Here is a 24,397-nt window from a genome sequence, read left to right as displayed (position 1 = left end):
CCGCAACCGGTCCGCGCGCCACTTTGGATCCGCCATGTTTCCCACCCCTCCGGCCGATGTGCCGCCCGACCCGGTCACCCCCGTTCCGCCTCCCACGCCGAGCCACATGGCGCCGCTGAGCCGCGGTGCGCTGGCCATGATGCTGGCCGGGCTGTCGATGCTGGGTCCCCTGTCGATCGACACCTATCTGCCCGCGTTTGGCGCGATCCAGGGTTCGCTGCAGGCGTCGCCGCTGGAAGTGCAGCAGTCGCTGACGTTCTACATGCTGGCCTTTGCCGGCATGGTGCTGTGGCATGGCGCGATCTCGGATACCTTCGGCCGGCGCAACGTCATTCTCGTGTCCTTGCTGATGTTTGCCATCGGCTCGCTCGGCTGCGCATCGGCGCACACGGTGCACTACCTGTGGTTCTTCCGCATCATGCAGGGCGTGTCGGCCGGCGCCGGCGTGGTGATCAGCCGCGCCATCATCCGCGACCTGTACGCCGATGCGGCGGCGGCGCGGCTGCTGTCGCTGGTGACGATGATCTTTTCCATCGCCCCGGCCGTGGCGCCGATTCTCGGTGGCTGGATCGTCATCTGGTTTGACTGGCGCTCGATCTTCCTGTTCCTCGCCTTTTACACAGTGGTGCTGCTGGCGTTCTGCTACTGGCGCCTGCCAGAAACCCTGCCGATGGAAAAGCGCCAGCCGTTCAATCCCCGCTTCCTCGCGTCGAGCTATGGCCAGATCCTGCGCTCGCCCCTGTTCCACATCAAGGCCGGCATCGTCGCCCTCAATTTCGCGGGCCTGTTCCTGTTCATCACGGCCGCGCCGGAAATGCTGCCCAAGCAGCTGGGCCTGGGGCCATCGCAATTCGCCTGGCTGTTCATTCCTTGCGTGAGCGGTATCTTCATGGGCGCCGCAGCGGCCAACCGCATCGCCGGCAGAATCACGTTCGCGCGCCAGATCGGCATCGGCTTCGCCTTCCTGCTGTGCGCCGCCAGCGTCAACGTCGTGTATCACCTGTTCCTGCCGCCATCGTTGCCCTGGTCGGTGCTGCCCCTGTTCTTCTACACTTTCGGCATGTCGCTGGTGGGGCCGGGCGCGACCCTGCTGGCGCTCGACCTGTTCCCGCATATCCGCGGCACGGTCGCTTCCTGCCAGTCGTTTGCCAGCACCTTGCTGGGCGCCGTGGTGGCCGGCGTGATCTCGCCGCTGCTGTCCGGCTCCGTACTGTGGCTGGCATCGGGCCAGCTGGCGTTTACGGGCCTGGCGCTGGCCCTGTGGCTGATATCGCGGCGCTTCCGCCACCGTTTGCTGGGTTCCTTCAAGGCATAAGTTTCCACTGCAGAACGCTAGATTTATTTCAACTTAATTTTCTATATTGCAAGTAATATCCGGCGCTTATGATAAGATGACTTCTTTCCCGGCATCCTCTCAGGCAATAGTTTTTTTGGTTACAGGAGTGGAGGATTCCTCTGAACGTGGCCGCGCTTCGCTGCTAAGCGCTCATCCTTTTCGAACCGGCAATGCCTGATACGATGCATCAATCTGATCAAGATATTCGCAATCGCCTGCTGATTGCCCGCCTGCCGGCCATGCCGCAGATCCTCATCAAGCTGATCGCCCACCTGCAGGCCGACGATGCCGGCATGCCGGAGCTGGCCGCGCTGATCGCCAAGGATGCGGGCATGACCAGCAAGATCCTCGGCGTGGCCAACAGCTCGGCCTACCATCGCCAGAGCAAGGTCGTCAGCCTGGAGCAATCGCTCGTGTCGCTGGGCACGGACATGATCAAGACCCTGGTCATCAGCGAATCCGTCTTCCAGACCTTCAACAGCTTCCCCCATTCCGGCAGCACGGATTTGCGCGCTTTCTGGAAAAGTTCGCTGTCGGCCGCCGTCATGGCGCGCGCGCTGGCCAAGGCCATGGGGTATCCGCACGTCGAGGAAGCGTATCTGGCCGGCTTGCTGCACAATGTGGGCCGTCTGGCCTTGCTGGCCACGGCGCCGAAGGAATACGCATTCAATTTCACGGCGCGCGACGATGCCGCCCTGTGCGCGGTGGAGCAGCGCACCTTGCAGATCACGCATGCCGAAGCGGGCGCCTGGCTGATCGAGCGCTGGCATCTCGATTCCTTCCTGGCCGACAGCGTGCTGTATCACCATGAACCGCTGGCGCGCCTGGAAGCGAGCCATCCCCTGATCCGCATCGTGCGCCTGGCGCACCTGCTGTGCTGCCATGCCGACGATGCGGACGAGGCCGAGTCCATTGCGCAGGCGGCAAGCCTGTGCGCGCTGGACGCCGAGGTACTGGAAGACCTGGCCGGCAGCGTCGCGCGCCAGGTGGCGCAGGCCGCGCAGCACCTGGGCATCGACCTGGCCGGCGCGGACGATATCGCCACGCCGCCCGCGTATGCGCCGCCAGCCGTCGATCCGGTGCAGCAGCGCCTGTCCGATGAAGTACGCAACATGGTGCTGGTGTCCGAAGTGGGCCAGACCTTCGCCCGGCAACAGGGCGAGAGCAGCCTGCTCGAAGCCATCACGCGCTCGGCGCGCATCCTGTTCGATTTCGACACCGCCGTCATCCTGCTGCAAAACCCGACCGGCCATGCGCTGGTGGGCGTGGCGGCGGGCGAACATCAGCATCGCCTGGCCGGCTTCTCGATCCCGCTGGCCAAGGGTGGCCCCCTGGCCGCCTCGGCGCTGGAGTGCCAGCTGGCGTTCCTGAAACGCGACATGCCGGCGCTGGGCATCGTCGAGGAGCAGCTGTTCCGCATTCTCGGCACGGACAGCCTGGTCTGCGTGCCGCTGGTGGCGGGCCAGCGCAGTCTGGGCGTGCTGATTGGCGGCGTGGCCGCGTGGCAGATTCCTTCTTGCCAGAAGCGCGAGGGTTTCCTGCGCGCCTATGCCAACCAGGCAGCCACGGCGCTGGAAACGGCTCTCAGCGCGCGCGGCCTGGCACGGCGCCAGCTCGATCACGTGGCCGAGGAATACCGCGCCGCGTCGCGCCGCGTCGTGCATGAGGTGAATAACCCGCTGTCCATCATCAAGAATTACCTGAGCGTGCTCGATCACAAGCTGGAGAAGCAGGAGCCGGTCATCGGCGAGATGGCTATCCTGAACGAGGAAATCGATCGCGTCGGCCAGTTGATCAGCGGCCTGGCCGATCTGCAGCCGGTGCCGGCCAGCGGCGTGACCGATTGCGCGCGCGTGGTCGACGACGTGCTGCGATTGTTCCGCGCCACCGACTTCCTGCCGTCGAAGATCGAAGTGGTCACGCGCATGCAGGATGCGCCATGCGAGGTGGAGGCCGATGCCGACATGCTCAAGCAAATCCTGCTCAACCTGCTGAAAAACGCCGTCGAAGCCTTGCCCGATGGCGGACGCATCGAAGTGGCGAACCGTGGCCACGTCAACCGCGACCGCCGCCTGTACCTGGAACTGTGCGTCAGCGACAATGGCGCCGGCCTGGCACCGGAAGTGCTGGCCAATCTGTTTTCCCCTGTGCGCAGCAGCAAGCAAGGGGCGCATCACGGCCTGGGCTTGTCCATCGTGCATGACCTGGTTACGCGCCTGCATGGCGTGATCGGCTGCCGCAGCAGCAAGTCCGGCACCTCGTTTGAAATTCTACTGCCCATTCCCGTGCCGGCGAGCGCTGCAACCGCGCTGCCCGCGCCCGGCAATACCGCCTTGTCTTCGTAACGTCCATGAACTCCTCCGCCATTCCGTTTGACCTGGAAAACAGCCCGCGCATCCTGCTGGTCGACGACGAGCCCCGTTTGCTCGCCTCCCTCCACGAATTGCTGAAGGACCGCGGTTACCAGCTGTACACGGCGACCTGCGGCAGCGAGGCGCTGGCGCAGTTGTCGAAACTGCGCTTCGACCTGATCCTGCTGGACTTGCGCCTGCCCGACATGAGCGGCCATGAAATCATGGACCACATCAACCGGCGCGGCATCGAGGGCGACGTGATCGTCATGAGCGGCGACGTCGGCATCGAGGCGGCCATCGGCGCCCTGAAGCGTGGCGCCTACGATTATCTGCGCAAGCCGTACAGCCGCGAGGAGCTGCTCAAGACGGTGGAGAACGCGCTGCAAAAGCGCAAGCTGGCGCTGGAAAACGAGCGCATCGCGCTGCAGCTGGAAAACTCGGAAAAGATGTACCGTTACCTGGTCGACAGCTCGCCCGACATCATCTATACCCTGAACCATGAAGGCCGCATCACCTTCATCAACGACCGTGTGCACCAGTTGCTGGGCTTTAGCCGCGAAGAGCTGATCGGCAGCCATTATTCCATCCTCGTGCACGATGAAGACCAGGAGCGGGCGCGCTATGCCTTCAATGAGCGCCGCATCGACGAGCGTGCCTCGCGCAATGTGGAATTGCGCCTGAAGTGCCATAGCGGCAGCGGCAGCGACCGTACCTTCAACAACACCTTGATGACGGTTCCGCTCAATTCGATCGGCATGCACGATCACGAAGCCCGGAAGCAGGAATACTTCGGCACCTACGGCGTGGCGCGCGACATCACCGACCGCAAGCGCGCCGAGGAAGTCATCTCGTACCAGGCCTATCACGACATTCTGACGGACCTGCCGAATCGCATGCTGTTCAAGGACCGCCTGGGGCTGGCCGTGATCCAGGCGCGGCGCAAGCTGACGGAACTGGCCGTGATGTTCATCGATCTCGATCGCTTCAAGCTGGTCAACGATACCCTGGGCCACGTGAAGGGCGACGAGTTGCTGCAGCAGGTGGCGCTGCGCCTGAAGGATTGCCTGCGCCGCGGCGATACGCTGGCGCGCCAGGGCGGCGATGAATTCACCATCGTGCTGCCGGAACTGCGCGACCGCCAGGATGCACGCCTGATCGCCGACAAGTTCCTCGAATGCCTGCACCAGCCCTTCGATCTCGATGGCAACCAGGTGCATATTTCGGCCTCCATCGGCATCGCCATCTATCCGGGCGACGGCGAGACCATCGACGAGCTGCTGCGCCACGCCGACATTGCCATGTACCAGGTCAAGGCGCTGGGCAAGAATGGCCACAGTTTTTATCATGAGTCCATGCTCGACGTGTCGCACCAGAAGATCGCGCTCGAACAAAGCCTGCGCAAGGCGCTGGAACTGAACCAGCTGGAGATGTATTACCAGCCGCAGGTGGATGTCATGACGGGCCGCATCGTCGGCGCCGAAGGCCTGATGCGCTGGAACCACCCGCAGCGGGGCTTGCTGACGGCCGGCGAATTTTTGCCGTTCGCCGAGGAAAACGGCTTGATGCTGCCGATCTCGGACTGGATGCTGGGCGCCCTGTGCCGCGACCTGGTGCAGTGGAATGCGGCCGGCGGCGAAGCCGTGCGCCTGTCGCTCAATTTGTCGCCGCAATACCTGGACCGGGGCGACTTTTTCGAGAAGATGCGCGGCGCCCTGACGCGCTATGGCATCGCGCCGGAAAAGATCGAAGTGGAGATCACGGAAAACATCTGCATCCGCAATCCGCAGTATGCGATCGAGCAGTTGAACAAGCTGTGCCAGCTGGGCGTGTCGGTGGCCATCGACGATTTCGGCACCGGCTATTCCTCGCTGTCGTATTTGCACCGCTTCCCCATCCACACGATCAAGATCGACCAGTCGTTTGTGAAGGAAATCCACGACGAGCACGGACACTATCCCGTCATCCTGGCCATCATCTCGATCGCGCGCGGACTGGGCCTGCACCTGATCGCCGAGGGCGTGGAAACGGAAGGCCAGGCGCGCTACCTGCAGGACAAGGGCTGCACCACGATGCAGGGCTATCTGTACCACCGGCCCATTTCGCTGGGCAGTTTCATCGGCGTGCTGCAGGAGCAGAACCGCCTGATCGCCGATGCCGCCCCCGCGGTGCCCCAGACGCTGGCCATCGAGGCTTGACCGTGCCGCTTGCCGATCCCCGCTCCACGGCTGCTCATTCCACGGCGGCTCATTACACAGCTGATTATCTGCGCCTGAAAGGCCTGGCCGAAAAGGGTAATGCGAACGCCCAGCACAGCCTGGGCTTCATGCATTTCAATGGCCAGGGTATAGAGCAAAGCTATGCGCTGGCGCTGCACTGGTATGGCCTGGCCGCCGCGCAGGGGCTCGAACATGCGCAATACAACCTGGGCGTGATGTGCCAGAAGGGGCAGGGCGTGGCGCAGGATTTTGCGCAGGCGGCGCACTGGTACCAGCAGGCGGCTGAGCAGGGTTACGCGGCGGCGCAATACAACCTGGGCTGGCTGTATGCCAAGGGCCAGGGGCTCGCGCAAGATAGCGGACAAGCCATGCTGTGGTTCAGCCGCGCGGCGGAACAGGGCGACGCCGGTGCACAAAACAACCTGGGCATGATGTATGACAATGGCAAGGGCGTGCCGCAGGACTTCGTGCAAGCCATCGCCTGGTACCGCAAGGCCGCAGAGCAGGGTTATGCGCGCGCGCAGTTCAACCTGGGCCTGCGCTACGACAATGGCCAGGGCGTGCGCCAGGACCGCCAGCAGGCGACGGCCTGGATGCGCAAGGCGGCCGAGCAGGGCTATGCGCCGGCCCAGTTCAACCTGGCGCTGCGCCATGAAAATGGCGACGTGCTGCCGCAAGACAGCAGGCAGGCGATCGCCTGGTACCGGCGCGCCGCCGAGCAGGGCCACGCCAGTTCGCAGTTCAACCTGGGCCTGATCTATGACAATGGCCAGGGCGTGCCCTGCGACAAGCAGGCCGCGCTCGAGTGGTACGTGAAGGCGGCCGGCCAGGGGCATGCGGCGGCCCAGCACAACCTGGGCCTGCACCATGAACATGGCGCCCACGATTACGTGCAGGCGCAAGCGTTTTACCGTCAGGCCGCCGAGCAGGGCTTTCCCGCCGCGCAGTACCAGCTGGGACTGTTGCATGAGCATGGGCAGGGCATGCCGGTCGATGCGCAGGAAGCCATCTTCTGGTACCGCAAGGCGGCCGACCAGGGACATGTGCGGGCCCAGTTCGACCTGGGCCTGCGCTACGAAAACGGCCAGGGCGTGCCGCAGGATCTGTCGCTGGCGCTGGAGTGGTACCGCCGCGCCGCCGAACAGGATTACGCGCCGGCGCAATACATGCAAGGTGTCTTGCACGACCGCGACGACGGTCCCGCGCCCGACAGCCAGCAGGCCTGCGCCTGTTATTGCCGCGCCGCCGCGCAGGGTCACAGCCTGGCCCAGTTCGCGCTGGGCTTGCGGCATGACAACGGCCAGGACGTGCCGCAGGACTATGCCGCCGCCTGGGACTGGTATGCGCTGGCCGCGCGCCAGGGCCATGCGCGGGCGCAGTTCAATCTGGGCCTGATGGCCGCCAGCGGCCAGGGCGGCCCGCTCGATTTGCAGCAGGCGTACATCTGGCTGTCGATGGCGCAGGCGGCCGGCGTAGCCGGCGCGGAAAAATCCCTGCGCCAGACGGCGGCGCGCATGCGCGAGACGGATCTGGCACGGGTGCGTGAACAGCTGGCGGCGATAGCAGGCTGAGCTGCGATGCCCGCGTTAGCGTGCGCGGATACAACAGCCGGTGCTGTATAGTCCTTTCCCTTCGCCATCTGTGGCACCCCTTGTTTCCCCCAAGACGCAAAAAATTACTGCCGTATTTGCGGTTTTGATGTGCTAAGGTTCCAGCAGAAGGTGGTCTGTCTATTCTTTAGAAAAGGAAAACTATGCGCCTGAACCCTTCCACTGGCCGTTCGGCCGCCCTCCTGTGTGCGCTGGTGTTGCTGTCGTCCGGCGCAGGTGCCGGTCCCCTGGATGCCCTCAGCAACCAGGATGCGAGCAATGGCTTGAAAGCGGCGCTGGAAGCCGGATCGGCCGCCGCCGTTGCCAAGTTGGGCATCGAAAATGGTTTCCTCAATAACGACAAGGTCAAGATCAAGCTTCCCGGCATCCTGGAGCAAGCCAAGCCCTTGCTGAAAATGACGGGCCGCGGCCAGCAGTTGGACGACCTGGTGGTGTCGATGAACCGTGCCGCCGAGTCGGCCGTGCCCATGGCCAAGCCCTTGCTGCTCGACGCCGTCAAGTCGATGAGCGTGAGCGATGCGAAAAATATCCTGTCCGGTGGCGATACTTCTGTGACGGATTTCTTCCGTCAGAAGACCTCGGCACCCCTGGCCGTCAAATTCCTGCCCATCGTGAAATCCGTGACCGACCGTTCCGGCCTGGCCAGCAAGTACAACAGCACCATGAGCCAGATCGGCAAGACGGGGCTGGTGCCGCAGCAGCAATCGACGGTGGAAGGCTATGTCACGGACCGTGCGCTTGACGGCCTGTATCTGATGATCGGCGAGGAAGAAAAAGCCATCCGCAGCAATCCGCTCGCCTACGGCAGCAAGATTATCGGCAAAGTATTTGGCAGTTTGAAGTGACTGTTCCCGCCTGCTGCAGGGCCGCAGGCGGTGTTTGCGCTGCATGGATAAGTGTGGCGCAAGGGAAACAAGTTAAGCATTTGCTACAAGAAAACAATGTTAAAATTCTGCGACATACATTCCTGAGGCATGGTTAAGCAACGATCAATTGTCCGGGAGTGCCCAGTTTTAGTGGCGAACTGATGCGTGGCATTGCAAGATGCCCGTCGGTTGGCCTTTTTTCGTTTCATTCACGTTTCCCCAAGCTCATTGATTTTCTGAATATATTGTCAGGAATTCCAGGTGCAGGATCTTTTAGGTAGCCGGATTTGTTAAGCGTACTCAGAAAATCAATCAAATATACCTGGTGTGGCTGTCTGGTGCTTGGCGCGCCGTCGGTGATGGCCGCGACCCCGAATCATGGTGGTCAATCCGGCTACATCAATATGCCCAGCGCCGTGGTGGAAACGGACGGCACCTTCAGCGTCGGCTACAGCTACGACAGCCCGTATGGCCAGTTGTGGGCGACGGCGAATATCCTGCCTTTCCTGCAAATGACGGGACGTTATGTGTCGATCACGGGCATTCCTGGCTTTACCAATGTGCCCGGCGAATATGGCAGTGGCTATGGCCGTTACAAGGACAAGGTCGTCGACGGTAAATTGCGCCTGTGGACGGAAACGGAGTGGATGCCGTCCGTTGCCGTCGGCATGACGGATCTGTTCGGTACCGAGTTGTTCAAGGGACAATATGTCGTTGCCACCAAGACATTTGGCGCCAGCAAGAATATCGAAGCGAGCCTCGGCTATGCCCATAAACGCCCGGACGGTGTGTTTGCCGGCGCGCGCTGGACTCCTGCTGCGCTGCCGCGCTGGTCGGTGGTAGCCGAATACGATACAACGAATTATCTGCGCGACTTCCGCGCCAGCGAAACGAGTGCCGGCAAGCGCCGTAAAGGCGCTTCCCTGGGCCTGGAGTACCGCTGGGGCTGGCTTGCCTTGCAAGCGGCACGCAACCGCGACCAGTTCAGCGTGAACGCCTTTATCAGCATTCCATTTGGTGAGCGCGAGTTTGTCCCCAAGGTGTACGAACCGGCGTATTTCGTCGATGACAAGAATCCGCCACCGCTGCCGAGCAAGGAAGAATGGCACCGCGACCCCGTGTATGGCGCCGACCTGGTCAATGCTCTGGTAAAACAGGACTATAAAAATATCCGTGTCGAGCAAGAGGGCAATGTCCTGAGCCTGAGCCTGACGAATAGCCGTATTTCAAACATGGGCCGCGCCGTTGGCCGCGCCGCGCGCACGGCTGTCGCCTTCACGCCGAAGGGCGTGACGACCTTGCGCATCACGTATACCAAGCTGGACCAGCCAATCGCCACCTACGAATTTTTTGATTTGCCAAAACTGAACGATTATTTGGCAGGCAAGATCGACCGCAAGGCCTTCCTCGACGTCGTGCTGCTGCGCTATCCGGAGAAAAGCGATGTCATCCGGGATGACCAGCAAGGCTGGCTGCAGGAATTCCTCGACAAGCCGGCGCCCGTCGTTGCCGCTGCACCTGCACCAACACCTGCGCCCGTGCCGGTACTTGCCGCAGCTCCTGCGCGTGCCGCCGCACCGGCTCCCGCCAGGGCCGCCAACGTCCTGAGCGATGATGGCAAGCTGGCCGTCGGCGTCGGTGTCGATGGTGATGTGGTGCAAATTAAATCGCTGGACCGGGAAGCGAACCGCTTCAAGATCGCTCCCAAGGTCGGCTTCTTCTTCAATGACCCGAGTGGCGCCTTCCGCTATTCGATTTCGGCCGTGGCCAACTATGACCGCCGCCTGGGCGACGGCCTGTACCTGAATACTGCCGCCAGCCTGCAGTTGCTGGAAACGGTATCGGGCGTCAAGCAGCCATCGAACAGCAACTTGCCGCATGTACGTACCGATGTGGCGGAATACTTGCGCGGCGGGCGTTTCTCGCTGAGCCGCGTGTTGCTGAACAAATACAACAATCCGGCTGAGCGCGTGTATACCCGCATGTCGGCTGGTCTGTATGAAGACATGTTCCGCGGTGTGGGCGGTCAGGTGCTGTACCTGCCGAAGGATAGCCGCTGGGCGGCCGATGTGGCCGTCGATGCCTTGCAGCAGCGTGGCTTCAAGGGCTTGCTCGACTCGCGCGACTACAAGACGGTGACGGCGATCGGCTCCCTGCATTACCGCTTGCCGCACGATATTACCGTGACGGCCCGTGCCGGCCGCTTTCTGGCCAAAGATACGGGCGTGCGCATGGAATTCAAGCGCCGCTTCCAGTCCGGTATCGAAGTCGGTGCCTGGTATACGCATACGAACGGCAACGATATCACCAGTCCTGGCACGCCGTCGAAGCCGTACCAGGACCGAGGCGTCTTCCTGTCCGTACCGCTGAACAGCATGTTGCCGATGGACACGCAATCGACGGCCGGTTTCGCCATTGCGCCATGGACGCGCGATGTGGGGCAGATGGTGGCCTCGCCTGGCGACCTGTACGACATGTTCGAGCGTCCGCGTGCCGACATGCACAGCTACGATGGCCTGGGTAACTTTGCCGAGCGGCAGGACGAACAGCACCTGCCTGCCGTCAATCCGCCAGACCGGCCGTTTGTCAGCCCATGGCCCGCCATGCGCGCGCGCCTGGAGCAATCCGCATCTGCTACGCCTAGCGCCCCTGAATGGCTCAAGGCGACGGTGGTGGTCGGCGGGGTGGTGGTGGCTTCCGCGCTGGCCGATAAACCCGTCGACCGTTTCGTCAAGAAACATGAAGATTCCAAGGTTTATCGCAACTGGGACAAGCTGGGCAAGGCCATGCCCTATGCCGCAGTGGGCGCCGCTGCCGCCGCTTTTGCCCTGGGCGATGAGCGCATGCAAAATACGGGACTCATTTCCCTGCAATCGGTTGCCGCGGCAACGGGTTTGGCGGTGGCCGGCAAATATGCGTTTGGCCGCGCCCGTCCAGAGGAAGACCTCGGAACGTGGAGCCGCGTCGGCAGCGGCAATTCCCGCTCGAATTCCTCATTCCCTTCCGCGCATGCCGCGATCGGCTTCGCCGCCGTGACGCCGTTTGCCAAGGAATACGATGCGCCATGGTTGTACAGCGTGGCCGCCGTCGGTTCCGCTGGCCGCGTGTTTGGCCGCAAGCACTGGGTCTCCGACACGGTCGCCGGCGGCATCGTGGGCTACGCCATGGGCAGCTGGCTGTGGCACGCGCAGCGCGACCAGAGCAAATCGGGTTTGTCGATCAATCCCGGCCCGAAAGAAATCAGCGTGACCTGGCAGGGCAAGTATTAAGCGCGCATGGCGCCCCCCTTTACTTATACAACATTATTCATCCAGACAAAGACCAGCATGAAAAAGCAACTTCGTACTTCCTCGCCTTTCGTGAAACACGTGATTTTCTCGGCCTGCCTGCTGGGTGCAAGTTCTGTCTATGCCGTCGAGCAGGAACTTGGCGCGACTGACATGCCTCGCACGGATATTTCCCGTGCACAGGCGAATGAAATGGGCGGCAGCAGCTTGCCCAGCATTCGCAGCGGCCGCGGTGAGCAGCGCCAGGCAAAAAACGTCCCCGTCAACAGTAACGGCAAACGGAGCGTTGCTGGTGCGGGTACTGATGTTGACGTGCCAGTTGGCGCTTTTGAGGAATATGTCGATGGCGTGACGGGAAAAAAACTGAGCATCTTCGGCAAGGATTTGTTCAGCGATGTGCCGTCCACCTTTGCACCGCTCGATGGCGTGCAAGTAAACCAGGAATACGTGATCGGCACGGGCGACGAGCTGCAGGTACGCGGCTGGGGCATGGTCGATATCGACGTCAGCGCCACGGTTGACCGCAGCGGCGCGATTTTCATTCCACGCGTCGGCTCCATCAAGGTCAGCGGCGTACAGTACAAGGACTTGCAAGGCTATTTGAAAAAGGCGATCAGCAAGATCTACACCAACTTCGATTTAACGGCCAGCATCGCGCAAACGCGTGCCGTGCAGGTGTACGTGGTCGGCCATGCCGTCCGTCCTGGCACGTATACTTTGAATTCCATGAGCACCTTGCTCAACGCCCTGTTTACCTCGGGCGGTCCGGATGCCACCGGCAGCATGCGCAATATCCAGCTCAAGCGCGGCAAGGATACCGTCACGACGTTCGACCTGTATGACATGTTGGTCAAAGGCGACAAGAGCCGCGACGTCACTTTGCGTGACGGCGACGTGATCTATATCCCTGAAGTGGGTCCGCTGGTGGCTTTGACCGGTAGCGTAAAGCAGCCGGCCATTTTCGAGTTGAAAGGCAACGCCACTCTGGCCGATGTAATGAGCTGGGCTGGCGGCTTTGATTCTGCTGCTGAAACCAAGCAGGTTGTTGTCGAAAAAAACATCGACAATCAATATAAAACCATACTGGAATTGGTGGCCGAGAATGGTATCTCCAGCACCCAGTTGGCCGGCATTGCCGTCAAGCCGACCGATATCCTGCGCGTATTCGCACCAGGCGCCGTACCCGTGCAAGCACAAATCCAGAATGAATACGTGCGCGTGGCTGGCGAAGCAAAGCAAAGCGGCATCTTCCTGTTGAAAAAAGGCGAAACGCTGCGAGAGCTGATTGCCCGTGTCGGTGGCGCCAATGCAAACGGCTACCTGTACGCGACCCAGTTGAACCGTGAATCCGTACGCCGCGCCCAGCAAATCAAATTAAACCAGGTGGCTGACCGCTTCGAGCGCGACTTGGAATCGAATGCCACCCAGCGCATATCATCGAGTGGCGACAAGGATAATGCGGCAAAAACAGCTGCGGAAGTCGAGCAGCAGCGCCGCATCGTGCAAAAGCTGCGCACCGTCAAGGCGGAAGGACGTATCGTCCTCGATCTGCCAGGCGTCGATACGCAAGTGAAAAACCTGCCCGACCTGCCGTTGCAGGACGGCGACTCGATCCTGATCCCGCGCCGTCCGGGCACAGTGGATGTGCTGGGTTCCGTTTTCCAGCAAAACGCCTTTGTGTACCGTCCACAGCGTACGGTCAATGATTATGTGCAACAGGCTGGTGGCATCACCTCCACCGCCGACAAATCCGAAATGTATGTGATTCGTGCCGATGGCACGGCGCAAAGCGGCCAAGGCACGGGTTGGTTCAGCGGCCTCGGCAGCACGGCGTTGAATCCTGGTGACACCGTGGTGGTGCCGGAGAAAATAGAACGTAGCACATTTATGCAGAGCCTTAAGGAATGGACGTCGATCTTTTATCAGTTTGGTTTGGGTGCGGCGGGTTTGAAAGTATTGAAGGATTAAAACGGGCAATTTAATTGAAATTCATTGCTGATGTTTTTCATTTCAACAAAAAACTTAATTGAAGCCTATACCATTATGTCTGATCTTGTAAAAAATAATGAAATTTCCGCTAAAGAAATCGGTGGGAATAATGATGTATTGTTGAAAATTTTAATTATATTGGCAAAAAATAAGAAAAAAATACTTCTTAAGTTTTTAATTGGTATTGGATTAGGAGTTTTAATCGCCTATTTGATGCCGGTTAGCTATAAAGCAACTGCACAAATATTGCCACCGCAAGGACAAAGTGGCTCCTCCGCACTGCTTGGTCAGTTGGGCGGCGCTTTGGGGGGGATCGCTGGCGGCTCACTGAATATAAAAAATGCAGGTGATACATATCTGAGCATGCTTGGTAGCAGAACAGTTAAAGATGCCATCATTAAGAAATTTGAGTTGCAAAAATTATATGATACAAAATTTCCGACTGATACACGTAATGCATTGACTGCGGCAAGTAATTTTAATGCAGGAAAAGATGGGATGATTGTTATTGATGTCACTGATAAAAGCCCTGAACGTGCTGCTGGAATTGCAAATGCTTATGTAGAAGAATTACAGAAATTAACGCAAACTATTGCCGTTACCGAAGCATCGCAGCGCCGTCTATTTTTTGAAAAACAACTTGAACAGGCAAAAAATCGTCTGGCTGACTCAGAAATCTCCTTAAAGGAAGTTCAAGAAAAAACGGGTTTGATTCAGCTAAATAGTCAAGCTGAAGCAATTATTAAAGCTGCTGCGCAGTTGAAAGGCGAAATAGCATCTCAGGAAGTTGCCTTGGGGGCGTTGCGTACGTTTGCAACGGAAAATAATCCTGAATATATTCGCTTGCAGAAAAAAATTACTGGTCTGAAGGAGCAGTTATCGAAAGTCGAAACAGGTATTAATGTTGGGAAAGGCGATATCTCTGTATCGACCAGCATGGTGCCTGAGGCTGCTCTGGATTACGTCAGGAAGCTTCGTGATGTCAAATACAATGAGGCGATATTGGAAATGCTGGCCAAACAATTCGAGTTGGCAAAAATAGACGAGGCGAAGGATAGCTCGCTTGTCCAGGTATTGGATAATGCAGTTGTGCCGGATAAAAAATATAAACCTAGCCGCATTACCATTATCGTTATTTTCGCCTTGCTTTCATTATTTGTTGGGATTGGCATGGCAATCATAAGAGAGGTAATTATGGAAATAAGAAAGAATCAGAATAATTTTGGTAGCTTGAGTGAGTTGAGAAAATATAGTGGCTGGAGAAATTGAAATTGAATTGATGTTATTTCTTCATGATTATGCTGGTTTCGGGCTGTAAGCAACATGGAACCATCAGCACGACGATAGTAGTATCTATATGGAGAAGCTGAATTCTTATTTTTGGACTTTCTCGTTAATATATAAAATATTAAATAAAGTAAAAATTCAGCAGACATAAAATGTCGAATAAAAATGAAATAATTTGGAAAATTCTGATTGGCTATCTGTTTGCAATTTTCCCCTTTTTAAATGTTGTTTTTTTCAGTCCAGGCAATGGCTACTATGAATCGCCAGTGTCATTTTTCTCCTCTGATAATTCATCTATTTTTCTTGGGGCTGATACCTTACGTTATTTTCATGGTGCAAATAATATTACAGATATCGGATTTGGCAATAATGTCATTGTTGAATTTATAGGGTTTTTGGCAAAATTATCTGGTTTCAACTGGTGGTTGATACTTGGGATTAACTCAATAATTTTATTTTCAACGTATCTGGTGTTGGTTTTAACTTTTAATTGGGATGTGGTAAAAAAATATGTTCTTGGGTTATTTTTTGCAACTCCATTGTTGATTTTTTCTACGGGCTCGTTAAATAAAGAAATATTGTTGATTTGCGGAATAACAATACTTTTTGTGGGGTTGAAATCTAAATCTAATTTTCAGGTTTTTTTGGGACTTTTCCTTCTTATATGTAGGCCGATAGATTTCCTTTTCGGATTGTATGCATGTTTGGTTTTTGGTGGATATAAGAAAACGACAAAAATAATAAATTTCGCGGTTATTTTTTCGCTATTTTTACCTTTGAATATTATATTTACCGATGAAATCCGGTCGACGTTTATTTTTCAGGCATTTACTTTTTTGGATCAGAATGCATCGAAATATTACAATTTTGTATTTTCCTATTCGTCTTATCCATTTTCAATAGCACTTCTTGTATTTGTCAATTTTGGAATCAATTTATTTAGCCCGATGATTAGCGAAACAGTCAGGGAGTCCTTTTCTGTTACCCGTCCACTCTTGGAAGGAGTCGCATTATTTTTTACATCGCTTGGCGTCAGTATATATTTTCTTAGAAGCCTTATTGTTGAAAATAAAGAAGTTTTGTTATTTTTATTTGTATGGGTTTTTCTTCATGCAATGTATCCGTTAAATCAATTGCGATACTACATCATAATTTTCCCGGTGATTCCCTTGATTTCGGATTTGTTTTCCAGCCGGCGACAACAAGAGATATGAATGGTTTCTATAAGAAACTAGATAAGTACCTGCAAAAAGAATTTTTTGGCGATCGGATTGTGGAATGGGATTGATTAGATTTTTTTTAGCTATTTCTGTTATTTTTTCACATTTAAATATTGTTGGAGTATTTACTGGCGGCGGTATTGCGGTTCAATCATTTTATATAATATCCGGATTTTTTGTTGCATTGATGTTCGACGTCTCTCCTGCCTATGGAGATATTTCTAAATTTTATCGTAGTAGATTGCTGCGAATTTTTCCAATATATTACGTCGTATTTTTAATTTCTGTTGTATTTGTGATTGTATTTGGTATTCCTGGTTTGCCAAATGGGAAAGAATTGTTCTTGAATTTCAATATTGAGACTAAATTTCTTATTGTTTTCTCCAATATTTTTATTTTTTTACAAGACTGGATAATGTTCTTGGGATGGAATAATGGTGCTTTAAGTTTCGTTTCACATTTTTCCATGTCGGAGCCGCCCCTATATAATTTTTTATTAGTACCGCAGGCTTGGTCTCTTGCAATTGAACTTTCCTTTTATTTAATTTCGCCCTTTTTAGTTCGCTGTAAAACCAATTGGCTGGTTTTTCTGATTATCGTCGGCTTGCTTTTGCGGGTCATTTTTTACAAAAATGGCTTGTTCGAAGATCCCTGGAGCTATAGATTTTTTGGCTTGGAATTGTTTACATTTTTGATCGGCATGTTGTCGTACAGAATGTATAAGAAAGCTAAAGACAAAAAATGGAATGTTATTAACAATAAAAAAATTGGGGCAAGTAGTTTAATTTTTATGCTGGCTTTCGCGATCTCTCTTAAATCGCTCCCAGTGCCCGTAAAAATGTTGGCGCCATTTTTCTATTTTTCGGTCTTTGTTCTTTTGCCGATTATATTTAATTTCACAAAATCCAATAAATTTGATCGATTTATAGGTGAGCTGAGTTATCCATTATATGTGGTACATATACTCGTAATTTACATAGCAAATTCTATTTTTGGCCATTCTATAAATACCAGCTATTATTTTATTTTTGTATTGTTGGTTAGTGTTTTAGCTTCGATTATTTTGAATTTAATGATTCAAAATAAAATTGATAACTATCGAAGTAAAATAAAAGGTACTGTAAATGAATAATATTTTTAGTTTTGAGGCTGGGAAAGAGTTGCAGAAAGAAAATGGTATTTTTGATGGAAAGGTAAGTGTTTTAATTACCACCTACAAATATGAAAAGCCGGAAAATTTGGATGAGGCTTTACTAAGTCTGTATTCTCAGACGCGAGTACCCGATGAGATTGTGATGGTTATCGATGGTCCTATTCCTGAGGGACAGGAAGAGATAATTAGAAAGTATATGAAGGATGATCGAATACCACTGAATGTGGTCAGGCTTGAAGAAAATGTGGGCCGCGGAATTGCAAAAAATATCGGTATTCGTGCATGTCAGTTTGAATTTATTGCCGTGATGGATAGTGATGACATTTCTATGCCCGAGCGTATCGAGAAGCAGATCAACATATTTAAATCTCATCCGGAGTTGTCACTTGTCGCAGCCTGGCAGGCAGAATTCGACGATTTATCAAAACAACAAACATTCATCAAAAAATGTCCGCAATATCATGACGATATAGTCAGGGCTTTAAAATGGCGAAATGTGGTGCCGAATCCTGCAATTATGGTTCGACGTGAATTGGCAATTGCCGTTGATGGATATGGCGATTTTAAGTTGATTAATGAGGATTATGATTTTTTCATAAAATTAATTGAGGCTGGCGGAAAATTTTATAATATACAAGAAATTCTCATCAAAGTAAGAACTTCGATGGATCAAAGAAAACGCCGGGGCGGAAAGGGCGTTATTCTGGATGATTTTAAGTTTCGTCATAAACATTATAAAAGTGGATTTTATAATATTTTTGAGTTTTTGCTGATATCGAGTGTTTATTTTGTATTTAGATTGATGCCTGCTTTTTCCAAGGGGTTTTTATATAAAGTCAATCGTGCCGTTTAAAATGATTGAAAAATCGTTGACCGTGTCGTTGGAGTCCTATTCGATTGCGGCATCGTGATAATATATTAATGCAATAATTTTATTATTCATTTAGTTGTTTTTGAACATTGTATCGAGGGAAATCACCATGCCAAGATGTGATTACATTTGTTCAAGAAATGGCAAAATAATTAACTTACTAAAAATGGAATAGCCAAATGAAAGCAGTAATTCTTGCGGGCGGCCTGGGCACACGCCTTAGCGAAGAAACGACAATCAAGCCAAAGCCGATGGTTGAAGTAGGCGGCAAGCCTATTCTTTGGCATATCATGAAAAGTTACTCGGCACACGGCATCAATGATTTTGTTATTTGCTGTGGCTACAAGGGTTACGTCATCAAGGAGTATTTCGCAAATTACTTTTTGCACACATCGGACGTGACGTTCGACATGCAGAACAATCAGATGGAAGTGCATGCTCGCAATGCGGAACCTTGGAAAGTGACCTTGGTCGATACTGGCGATGAAACCCTGACCGGCGGTCGTCTGAAACGGGTGAGTCAATATGTTGCAGATGAAGAGATGTTCTGCTTTACCTATGGTGACGGGGTCAGCAACGTTGACATCGGCGCATCCATTGAATTTCATAAGAGTCATGGTAAATTGGCAACACTGACGGCAACACAACCGCCAGGCCGCTTTGGTGCATTGAACTTGAGCGGGCATCAGATCAATAGTTTCCAGGAAAAGCCACAAGGCGACGGTGCATGGATCAATGGGGGATTTTTCGTCCTTTCACCCAAAGTTATTGACTATATTGCTGATGACAGCACAACTTGGGAGAAGGAGCCGATGGAACGCCTTGCGCGCGAAGGTCAATTGCAAGCGTATTTCCATGAAGGTTTCTGGCAACCCATGGATACCCTGCGTGACAAGGTGTACCTGGAAGAGCTGTGGCAGTCAGATAAAGCACCCTGGAAGGTACGCTGATGGACGCCGCTTTCTGGCAGGGCAAGCGGGTCTTCCTGACCGGCCACACCGGTTTCAAGGGGGGCTGGCTGAGTCTTTGGCTGCAGCAATTGGGCGCCGAAGTGACCGGCTATGCGCTGGAAGCACCGACCACCCCTAGCTTGTTTGAAGTGGCGGGTGTGGCGCACGGCATGCTTTCTATCATCGGCGATGTGCGCGATGGTGAGGCGCTCAAGCGCGCCATGGCACAAGCGCGGCCGGAAATCGTGATCCATATGGCGGCCCAGCCGCTAGTGCGCTATTCCTACGTCAATCCGGTGGAAACTTATGCCACCAATGTGATGGGTGTGGTCAATCTGCTTGAGGCCGTGCGCGCTACGCCCGGCGTGCGTTCGGTGGTCAATGTCACCAGTGACAAGTGCTATGAAAACCGCGAGTGGCCATGGGGTTACCGTGAGAACGAGGCAATGGGCGGTTATGACCCATATAGCAACAGCAAGGGCTGCGCCGAACTGGTGACTGCAGGCTACCGCAGTTCGTTTTTTAATGCCGAAAAATATGCCGAGCATGGCATTGCATTAGGTAGTGGCCGCGCCGGGAATGTGATCGGTGGCGGAGACTGGGCCATGGATCGCTTGATTCCCGATATGCTGCGCGCCATCCGCGCCGGCCAGCCGGTGATGATACGCAATCCGCACTCAATCCGGCCATGGCAGCACGTGCTCGAACCGCTGAGCGGCTATCTGACACTGGCAGAAAAGCTGTACACCGAAGGTCCTTTGCATGCCGAAGGCTGGAATTTTGGTCCCCATGATACCGATGCCAAACCCGTTGAATGGATCATAGAACGCATGACGCAAGAGTGGGGCGCCGGTGCGTCCTGGTCACTCGACGGACAGAACCATCCTCATGAGGCGACTTATCTGAAGCTTGATTGCTCCAAGGCGCGTGGCCAGCTGGACTGGCATCCGCGCTGGGACATCGGGCAGACGATCAGCAAAATCGTTGAATGGCACAAGGCCTTCGACCAGGGCCTGGACATGCGTAAGCTAAGCCAGGCACAAATCACAACTTATCAAAATACTTAACACATTGAAGGCTGTATCATGAGCGAACAACTGACCCAACAACAAATCCGCGACCAGATCGCTGCCTTGGTGGCCCAATATGGCGCATTGGCCAGCGTGCCGAAGCCTTTCGAACCTGGCGTGACAGTTATTCCTCCGGCCGGCAAAGTGGTCGGTGCGCCTGAAATGGGCTTGATGGTCGAAGCGTCGCTGGATGCCTGGCTGACGACTGGTCGTTTTAACGACGAGTTTGAAAAACGTCTGGCCAAGTTTATTGGCGTCGAGTTCCTGATCACGGTGAACTCCGGTTCATCCGCCAATCTTGTGGCTTTTTCAGCCCTGACTTCGCCTAAATTGGGAGCCCGCGCCATCCAGCCTGGCGACGAAGTTATCGGCGTGGCTGCCGGTTTCCCGACCACCGTCAACCCGATCCTGCAGTTTGGCGCCGTGCCCGTCTTCGTCGACGTGGAACTGGGCACCTACAATATCGATGCCTCTAAGATCGAAGCGGCCATCACCGACAAGACCAAGGCCATCATGCTGGCCCATACCTTGGGTAATCCGTTCAACCTGGAAGTTATCGTTGCACTGTGCAAAAAATATAATCTGTGGCTGGTGGAAGATTGTTGCGATGCGCTGGGTGCAACCTATAACGGCCAGATGTGCGGTACCTTCGGTGACATCGGTACCATGAGTTTCTACCCTGCGCATCACATCACGATGGGGGAGGGCGGCGCGGTGTTTACGAACAATCCGGAGCTCAAGGCCATCGCCGAATCGTTCCGCGACTGGGGCCGCGACTGCTACTGCGCACCGGGTAAGGACAATACTTGCGGTCAGCGTTTCTGCTGCAAGTTGGGCACGCTGCCGGAAGGCTACGATCACAAGTATACCTACAGCCACCTGGGCTACAACCTGAAGATCACCGACATGCAAGCGGCATGCGGCCTGGCGCAGATGGACCGCGCCGCAGGCTTTGTTCAGGCTCGCAAGGATAACTTCGCGTACATGATCGACGGACTGAAAAGCTGCGAGGAATTCCTGATACTGCCAGAGGCGACACCAAACTCGGATCCGTCCTGGTTTGGCTTCCCGATCACCTTGCGCCCAGAGGCCAATGTCAATCGCGTGGATTTGTTGACCTATCTGGATCAGCACAAAATTGGTACGCGGTTGTTGTTTGCAGGAAACCTGACTCGCCAACCATACATGCTTGGCCGCAATTTCCGAATTTCGGGCGAGCTGACGAATACGGACCGCGTCATGCATGATACGTTCTGGATCGGCGTCTTCCCTGGCCTGACCAAAGAAATGCTCGACTTTACAATCGGCAAGATTGAAGCGTTTTTCGGTGTGAACTTTGACTAATCGGTCATCGACACGTTCAGCCGGCGTATATGACGTCTACCGGCCGGGCGTTTCTCCAGAAGATTTGCAATTGATTTTGGAGAAAACGCCGGCGAGCGTCTGGGACGTCCTGCGTGGCCAGCATATTTTTCTGACCGGCGGTACCGGCTTCGTCGGCTGCTGGCTGTTGGAGGCCCTGTTGTGGGCATCCGAAGAACTCGTTCTGGATTTGCGCGTGACTGTATTGACACGTCAACCCGATGGCTTTCATCGAAAGGCTGCCCATCTCGCGACACATCCCAGCGTACGTTTGCTGAAAGGCGACGTGCTCGATTTGTCGCAATTTGACGAATCTGTCGATATCGTGATCCACGCAGCCACGGATGTTGCCACCTGCAGCAGCGATCCGGTGCAGGTGTTTGACGATATTGTAAACGGCACAAAAGAAACGCTCGCCCTGTCCAGGCGCTGCCAGGCGAAACGCTATCTGTTGACCAGTTCAGGCGCGGTGTATGGACGCCAGCCCAGCGAAATGGATGGAGTGGATGAGGCATTCCAGGGCGCGCCGGACACGCTGGAGCCGGCAACTGCCTATGGGCAGGGGAAGCGTGCGTCCGAATGGCTGGTGCAATGTCATGCACGGCAATATGGGCTGCAAACGGCCATTGCGCGATGCTTTGCCTTGCTGGGCCCCTATCTGCCGCTCGATGCGCATTTCGCGGCTGGCAATTTCATCAATGATGTCCTGTCCGGGCGCGATATAACTGTCAAGGGAGACGGTACCGCGTATCGATCGTATTTGTACGCCGCCGACATGACGATCTGGTTATTGACCATTTTGGCAAACGGGAAGCAAGACGCCGCCTATAACCTGGGGTCGTCAAACGGCATCTCTATCCGTCAACTTGCGGAAGCAGCATCGGTGCTGGGCGAGCGTACAACATCGGTCACCATTGCAACCGCTCCGCTGCCCGATGTACGACCGCTGCGCTACGTGCCCTGCGTGAACAAGGCCATGGCGGAACTTGGCCTGTGCGAATATACCTCACTGCACAGTGCTTTGAAAAAGACGTTTGAATGGGCTAAGCGCCAAAAAGAACTTTCCAACCCCTTTGGAATCAACCATGTCTGACTTTAATTCAAAAACGCTACGTGCAACCGTATTGAAAATGGCTTATGCCGGTTCGACGGTACATATTGGCTGCGCTTTCTCGATTATCGAAATACTTGCCGTCCTATATAGAAATCATCTGCGTTATCCGGATAACGATGCAAATGCCGGCTTACGCGACTATATGGTGCTAAGCAAAGGACATGGCGTGATGGCGCAATATGCCTGCCTGCATGAAAAAGGCTGGTTATCCAATTATGACCTGGAAAACTATTTTTCTGACGGTTCCCGCCTGAAAGGCCTGTCTGACGCTCATGTTATCGGTTGCGAGGTAACCTCCGGTTCGCTGGGGCATGGCTTGCCGGTAGGCGTAGGCATGGCTCTCGGAGCGAAGTTCAACAAAACCGATCAGTATTGCTATGTTATTGCTGGCGACGGAGAGATGAATGAAGGTCCAATGTGGGAAGCCATGTTGTTTGCGAAGCATTGGAAACTGGACAATCTTGTTGTTATCGTTGACGAAAATGGATTTCAGGCGATGGGAACTACTGAACAGGTCATGCATCTCGGTAGTCTGCACGATAAATTTTCCGCTTTCGGCTTCGATACTATGACCGTGGATGGCCATGACGAAGCTGCCTTGGATACGGCACTGAGCGCATTGAAATCAATGAAAAATGGCTCACCGAAAGCCATTATTGCCAGGACCGTCAAAGGTAAAGGTGTTTCTTTTATGGAACATCAAAATATCTGGCACTACACCCGTTTGACGCCAGATACGTTTGAATCGGCAATGGCTGAACTGGAGGAAAGGCAATGAGATCGGCATTCTCAAAGGCGATTGTCGCCGCAGCGCAAGCTGACCAAAAAATCTTACTTTTAACCGGGGATCATGGTTATGCACTCTTTGATGAGTTTCGCAGCCTTTTACCCGCTCAATTTGTAAATGCAGGTATTGCCGAACAAAACATGGTCGGAGTCGCTGCAGGATTGGCCAAGGTTGGTTATAAACCGATCGTATACGGACTAAGCGCATTTGTTCCAGTGCGAGTTATCGAACAGATAAAGATGGATGTTTGCTATGAGAATCTGCCTATCATTTTCATCGGCGACGGAGCCGGTGTGGTGTATAGCAGTTTGGGTAGCAGTCATCAGTCCACTGAAGATATTGCAATGCTTCGCCCGCTACCAAATCTGGAGATTCTGTCGCCATGTGACAGCTTGGAGATGGATTATGCAATGTCGTATGGGTTACAATTTGAATCCCCTGTTTATATCCGAATGGGCAAGTCTGATGTCGGGGTAGTTCACAAGACGGCAATAACTGCCAAGTTAGGCGATCTGCTTCCGGTACGCTCGGGCACGAATAATAAAATTGTATTTCTCGCTACTGGATCAATGGTATCGGTAGCAAACCGTATCGCAAACGAGTTGCTGGATTGCGATGTATGGAGCGTCCCCTCCCTGAAGCCTATTAATGAAGAACAGGTACTCAAGATTGCCGATCTGGCGGAAGATATTGTTGTTTTTGAGGAGCATTCCACTGCAGGAGGCCTGGGTAGCATAATTGCCGAAATTGTCAGCGGTGTGGCTTCTGCCAGAGTAACGCGTTTCGGCATCCAAGATAGATTTTCTGAAAAATGTGGAAGTTATCAATATTTAATGAAAGAGCATGGTTTGGATTTCGATACGTTGAAGGAAAGATTGAGCGATATATAAATATTGACCATTAATTCTACAATCGCGGCAAAAAA

Annotated in this window: 17 protein-coding genes; all 17 read left to right on the top strand. The window is 54.2% G+C overall.

Going from position 1 to position 24,397, the window contains the following annotated elements:
• Positions 1-34: 34 nt before the first annotated feature.
• The gene (locus AC3IQ7_RS28135; protein WP_199534204.1) at positions 35-1,315 is read left to right on the top strand and encodes a multidrug effflux MFS transporter; all 1,281 of its coding nucleotides are present in this window, start codon (positions 35-37) and stop codon (positions 1,313-1,315) included.
• A gap of 203 nt (positions 1,316-1,518) precedes the next feature.
• Positions 1,519-3,681: an HDOD domain-containing protein gene (locus AC3IQ7_RS28130; protein ID WP_489207951.1), complete on the top strand. Its 2,163-nt coding sequence runs from the start codon at positions 1,519-1,521 to the stop codon at positions 3,679-3,681.
• Positions 3,682-3,686: 5 nt separating this feature from the next.
• Positions 3,687-5,885, top strand: coding sequence for an EAL domain-containing response regulator (locus AC3IQ7_RS28125; RefSeq protein ID WP_099376296.1), 2,199 nt, complete (start codon positions 3,687-3,689; stop codon positions 5,883-5,885).
• Between the two features lie 2 nt (positions 5,886-5,887).
• Positions 5,888-7,477 (top strand): SEL1-like repeat protein, encoded by a 1,590-nt coding sequence (locus tag AC3IQ7_RS28120; RefSeq protein WP_489207950.1) that lies wholly within the window; start codon positions 5,888-5,890, stop codon positions 7,475-7,477.
• Between the two features lie 182 nt (positions 7,478-7,659).
• Positions 7,660-8,361: a DUF4197 domain-containing protein gene (locus AC3IQ7_RS28115; protein ID WP_035822663.1), complete on the top strand. Its 702-nt coding sequence runs from the start codon at positions 7,660-7,662 to the stop codon at positions 8,359-8,361.
• A gap of 380 nt (positions 8,362-8,741) precedes the next feature.
• Entirely contained in the window at positions 8,742-11,651 is a 2,910-nt protein-coding gene (locus AC3IQ7_RS28110) for a YjbH domain-containing protein (protein WP_489207949.1), read from the top strand.
• A gap of 57 nt (positions 11,652-11,708) precedes the next feature.
• Complete coding sequence (locus AC3IQ7_RS28105) at positions 11,709-13,637, top strand: SLBB domain-containing protein (protein WP_489207948.1); 1,929 nt, start codon at positions 11,709-11,711, stop codon at positions 13,635-13,637.
• Between the two features lie 30 nt (positions 13,638-13,667).
• Complete coding sequence (locus AC3IQ7_RS28100; protein ID WP_489207947.1) at positions 13,668-14,927, top strand: GumC family protein; 1,260 nt, start codon at positions 13,668-13,670, stop codon at positions 14,925-14,927.
• 170 nt (positions 14,928-15,097) lie between these two features.
• Complete coding sequence (locus AC3IQ7_RS28095) at positions 15,098-16,159, top strand: hypothetical protein (RefSeq protein ID WP_489207946.1); 1,062 nt, start codon at positions 15,098-15,100, stop codon at positions 16,157-16,159.
• Between the two features lie 64 nt (positions 16,160-16,223).
• Positions 16,224-17,297, top strand: a complete 1,074-nt coding sequence (locus tag AC3IQ7_RS28090) for an acyltransferase family protein (protein WP_489207945.1) — start codon at positions 16,224-16,226, stop codon at positions 17,295-17,297.
• Entirely contained in the window at positions 17,290-18,171 is an 882-nt protein-coding gene (locus AC3IQ7_RS28085) for a glycosyltransferase (protein WP_489207944.1), read from the top strand. Before AC3IQ7_RS28090 ends, AC3IQ7_RS28085 begins: the two co-directional genes overlap by 8 nt.
• A 197-nt stretch (positions 18,172-18,368) precedes the next feature.
• Positions 18,369-19,139 (top strand): glucose-1-phosphate cytidylyltransferase, encoded by a 771-nt coding sequence (gene rfbF / locus AC3IQ7_RS28080; RefSeq protein WP_489207943.1) that lies wholly within the window; start codon positions 18,369-18,371, stop codon positions 19,137-19,139.
• The gene (gene rfbG, locus AC3IQ7_RS28075) at positions 19,139-20,206 is read left to right on the top strand and encodes a CDP-glucose 4,6-dehydratase (RefSeq protein ID WP_489207942.1); all 1,068 of its coding nucleotides are present in this window, start codon (positions 19,139-19,141) and stop codon (positions 20,204-20,206) included. The genes rfbF and rfbG overlap by 1 nt, the downstream gene beginning before the upstream one ends.
• Before the next feature lie 18 nt (positions 20,207-20,224).
• A complete protein-coding gene (gene rfbH / locus AC3IQ7_RS28070) occupies positions 20,225-21,553 on the top strand; it encodes a lipopolysaccharide biosynthesis protein RfbH (protein WP_489207941.1) in 1,329 nt (442 codons plus the stop codon).
• A gap of 64 nt (positions 21,554-21,617) precedes the next feature.
• Positions 21,618-22,664, top strand: a complete 1,047-nt coding sequence (locus AC3IQ7_RS28065; RefSeq protein WP_489207939.1) for an NAD-dependent epimerase/dehydratase family protein — start codon at positions 21,618-21,620, stop codon at positions 22,662-22,664.
• Positions 22,657-23,463: a transketolase gene (locus AC3IQ7_RS28060; protein WP_489207937.1), complete on the top strand. Its 807-nt coding sequence runs from the start codon at positions 22,657-22,659 to the stop codon at positions 23,461-23,463. Before AC3IQ7_RS28065 ends, AC3IQ7_RS28060 begins: the two co-directional genes overlap by 8 nt.
• Entirely contained in the window at positions 23,460-24,362 is a 903-nt protein-coding gene (locus tag AC3IQ7_RS28055) for a transketolase family protein (protein ID WP_489207936.1), read from the top strand. Before AC3IQ7_RS28060 ends, AC3IQ7_RS28055 begins: the two co-directional genes overlap by 4 nt.
• The last annotated feature ends 35 nt before the right edge of the window (positions 24,363-24,397 follow it).

Source organism: Janthinobacterium sp. GL_088, assembly GCF_057837845.1.
This window is presented reverse-complemented; position numbering and strand designations above follow the sequence as displayed.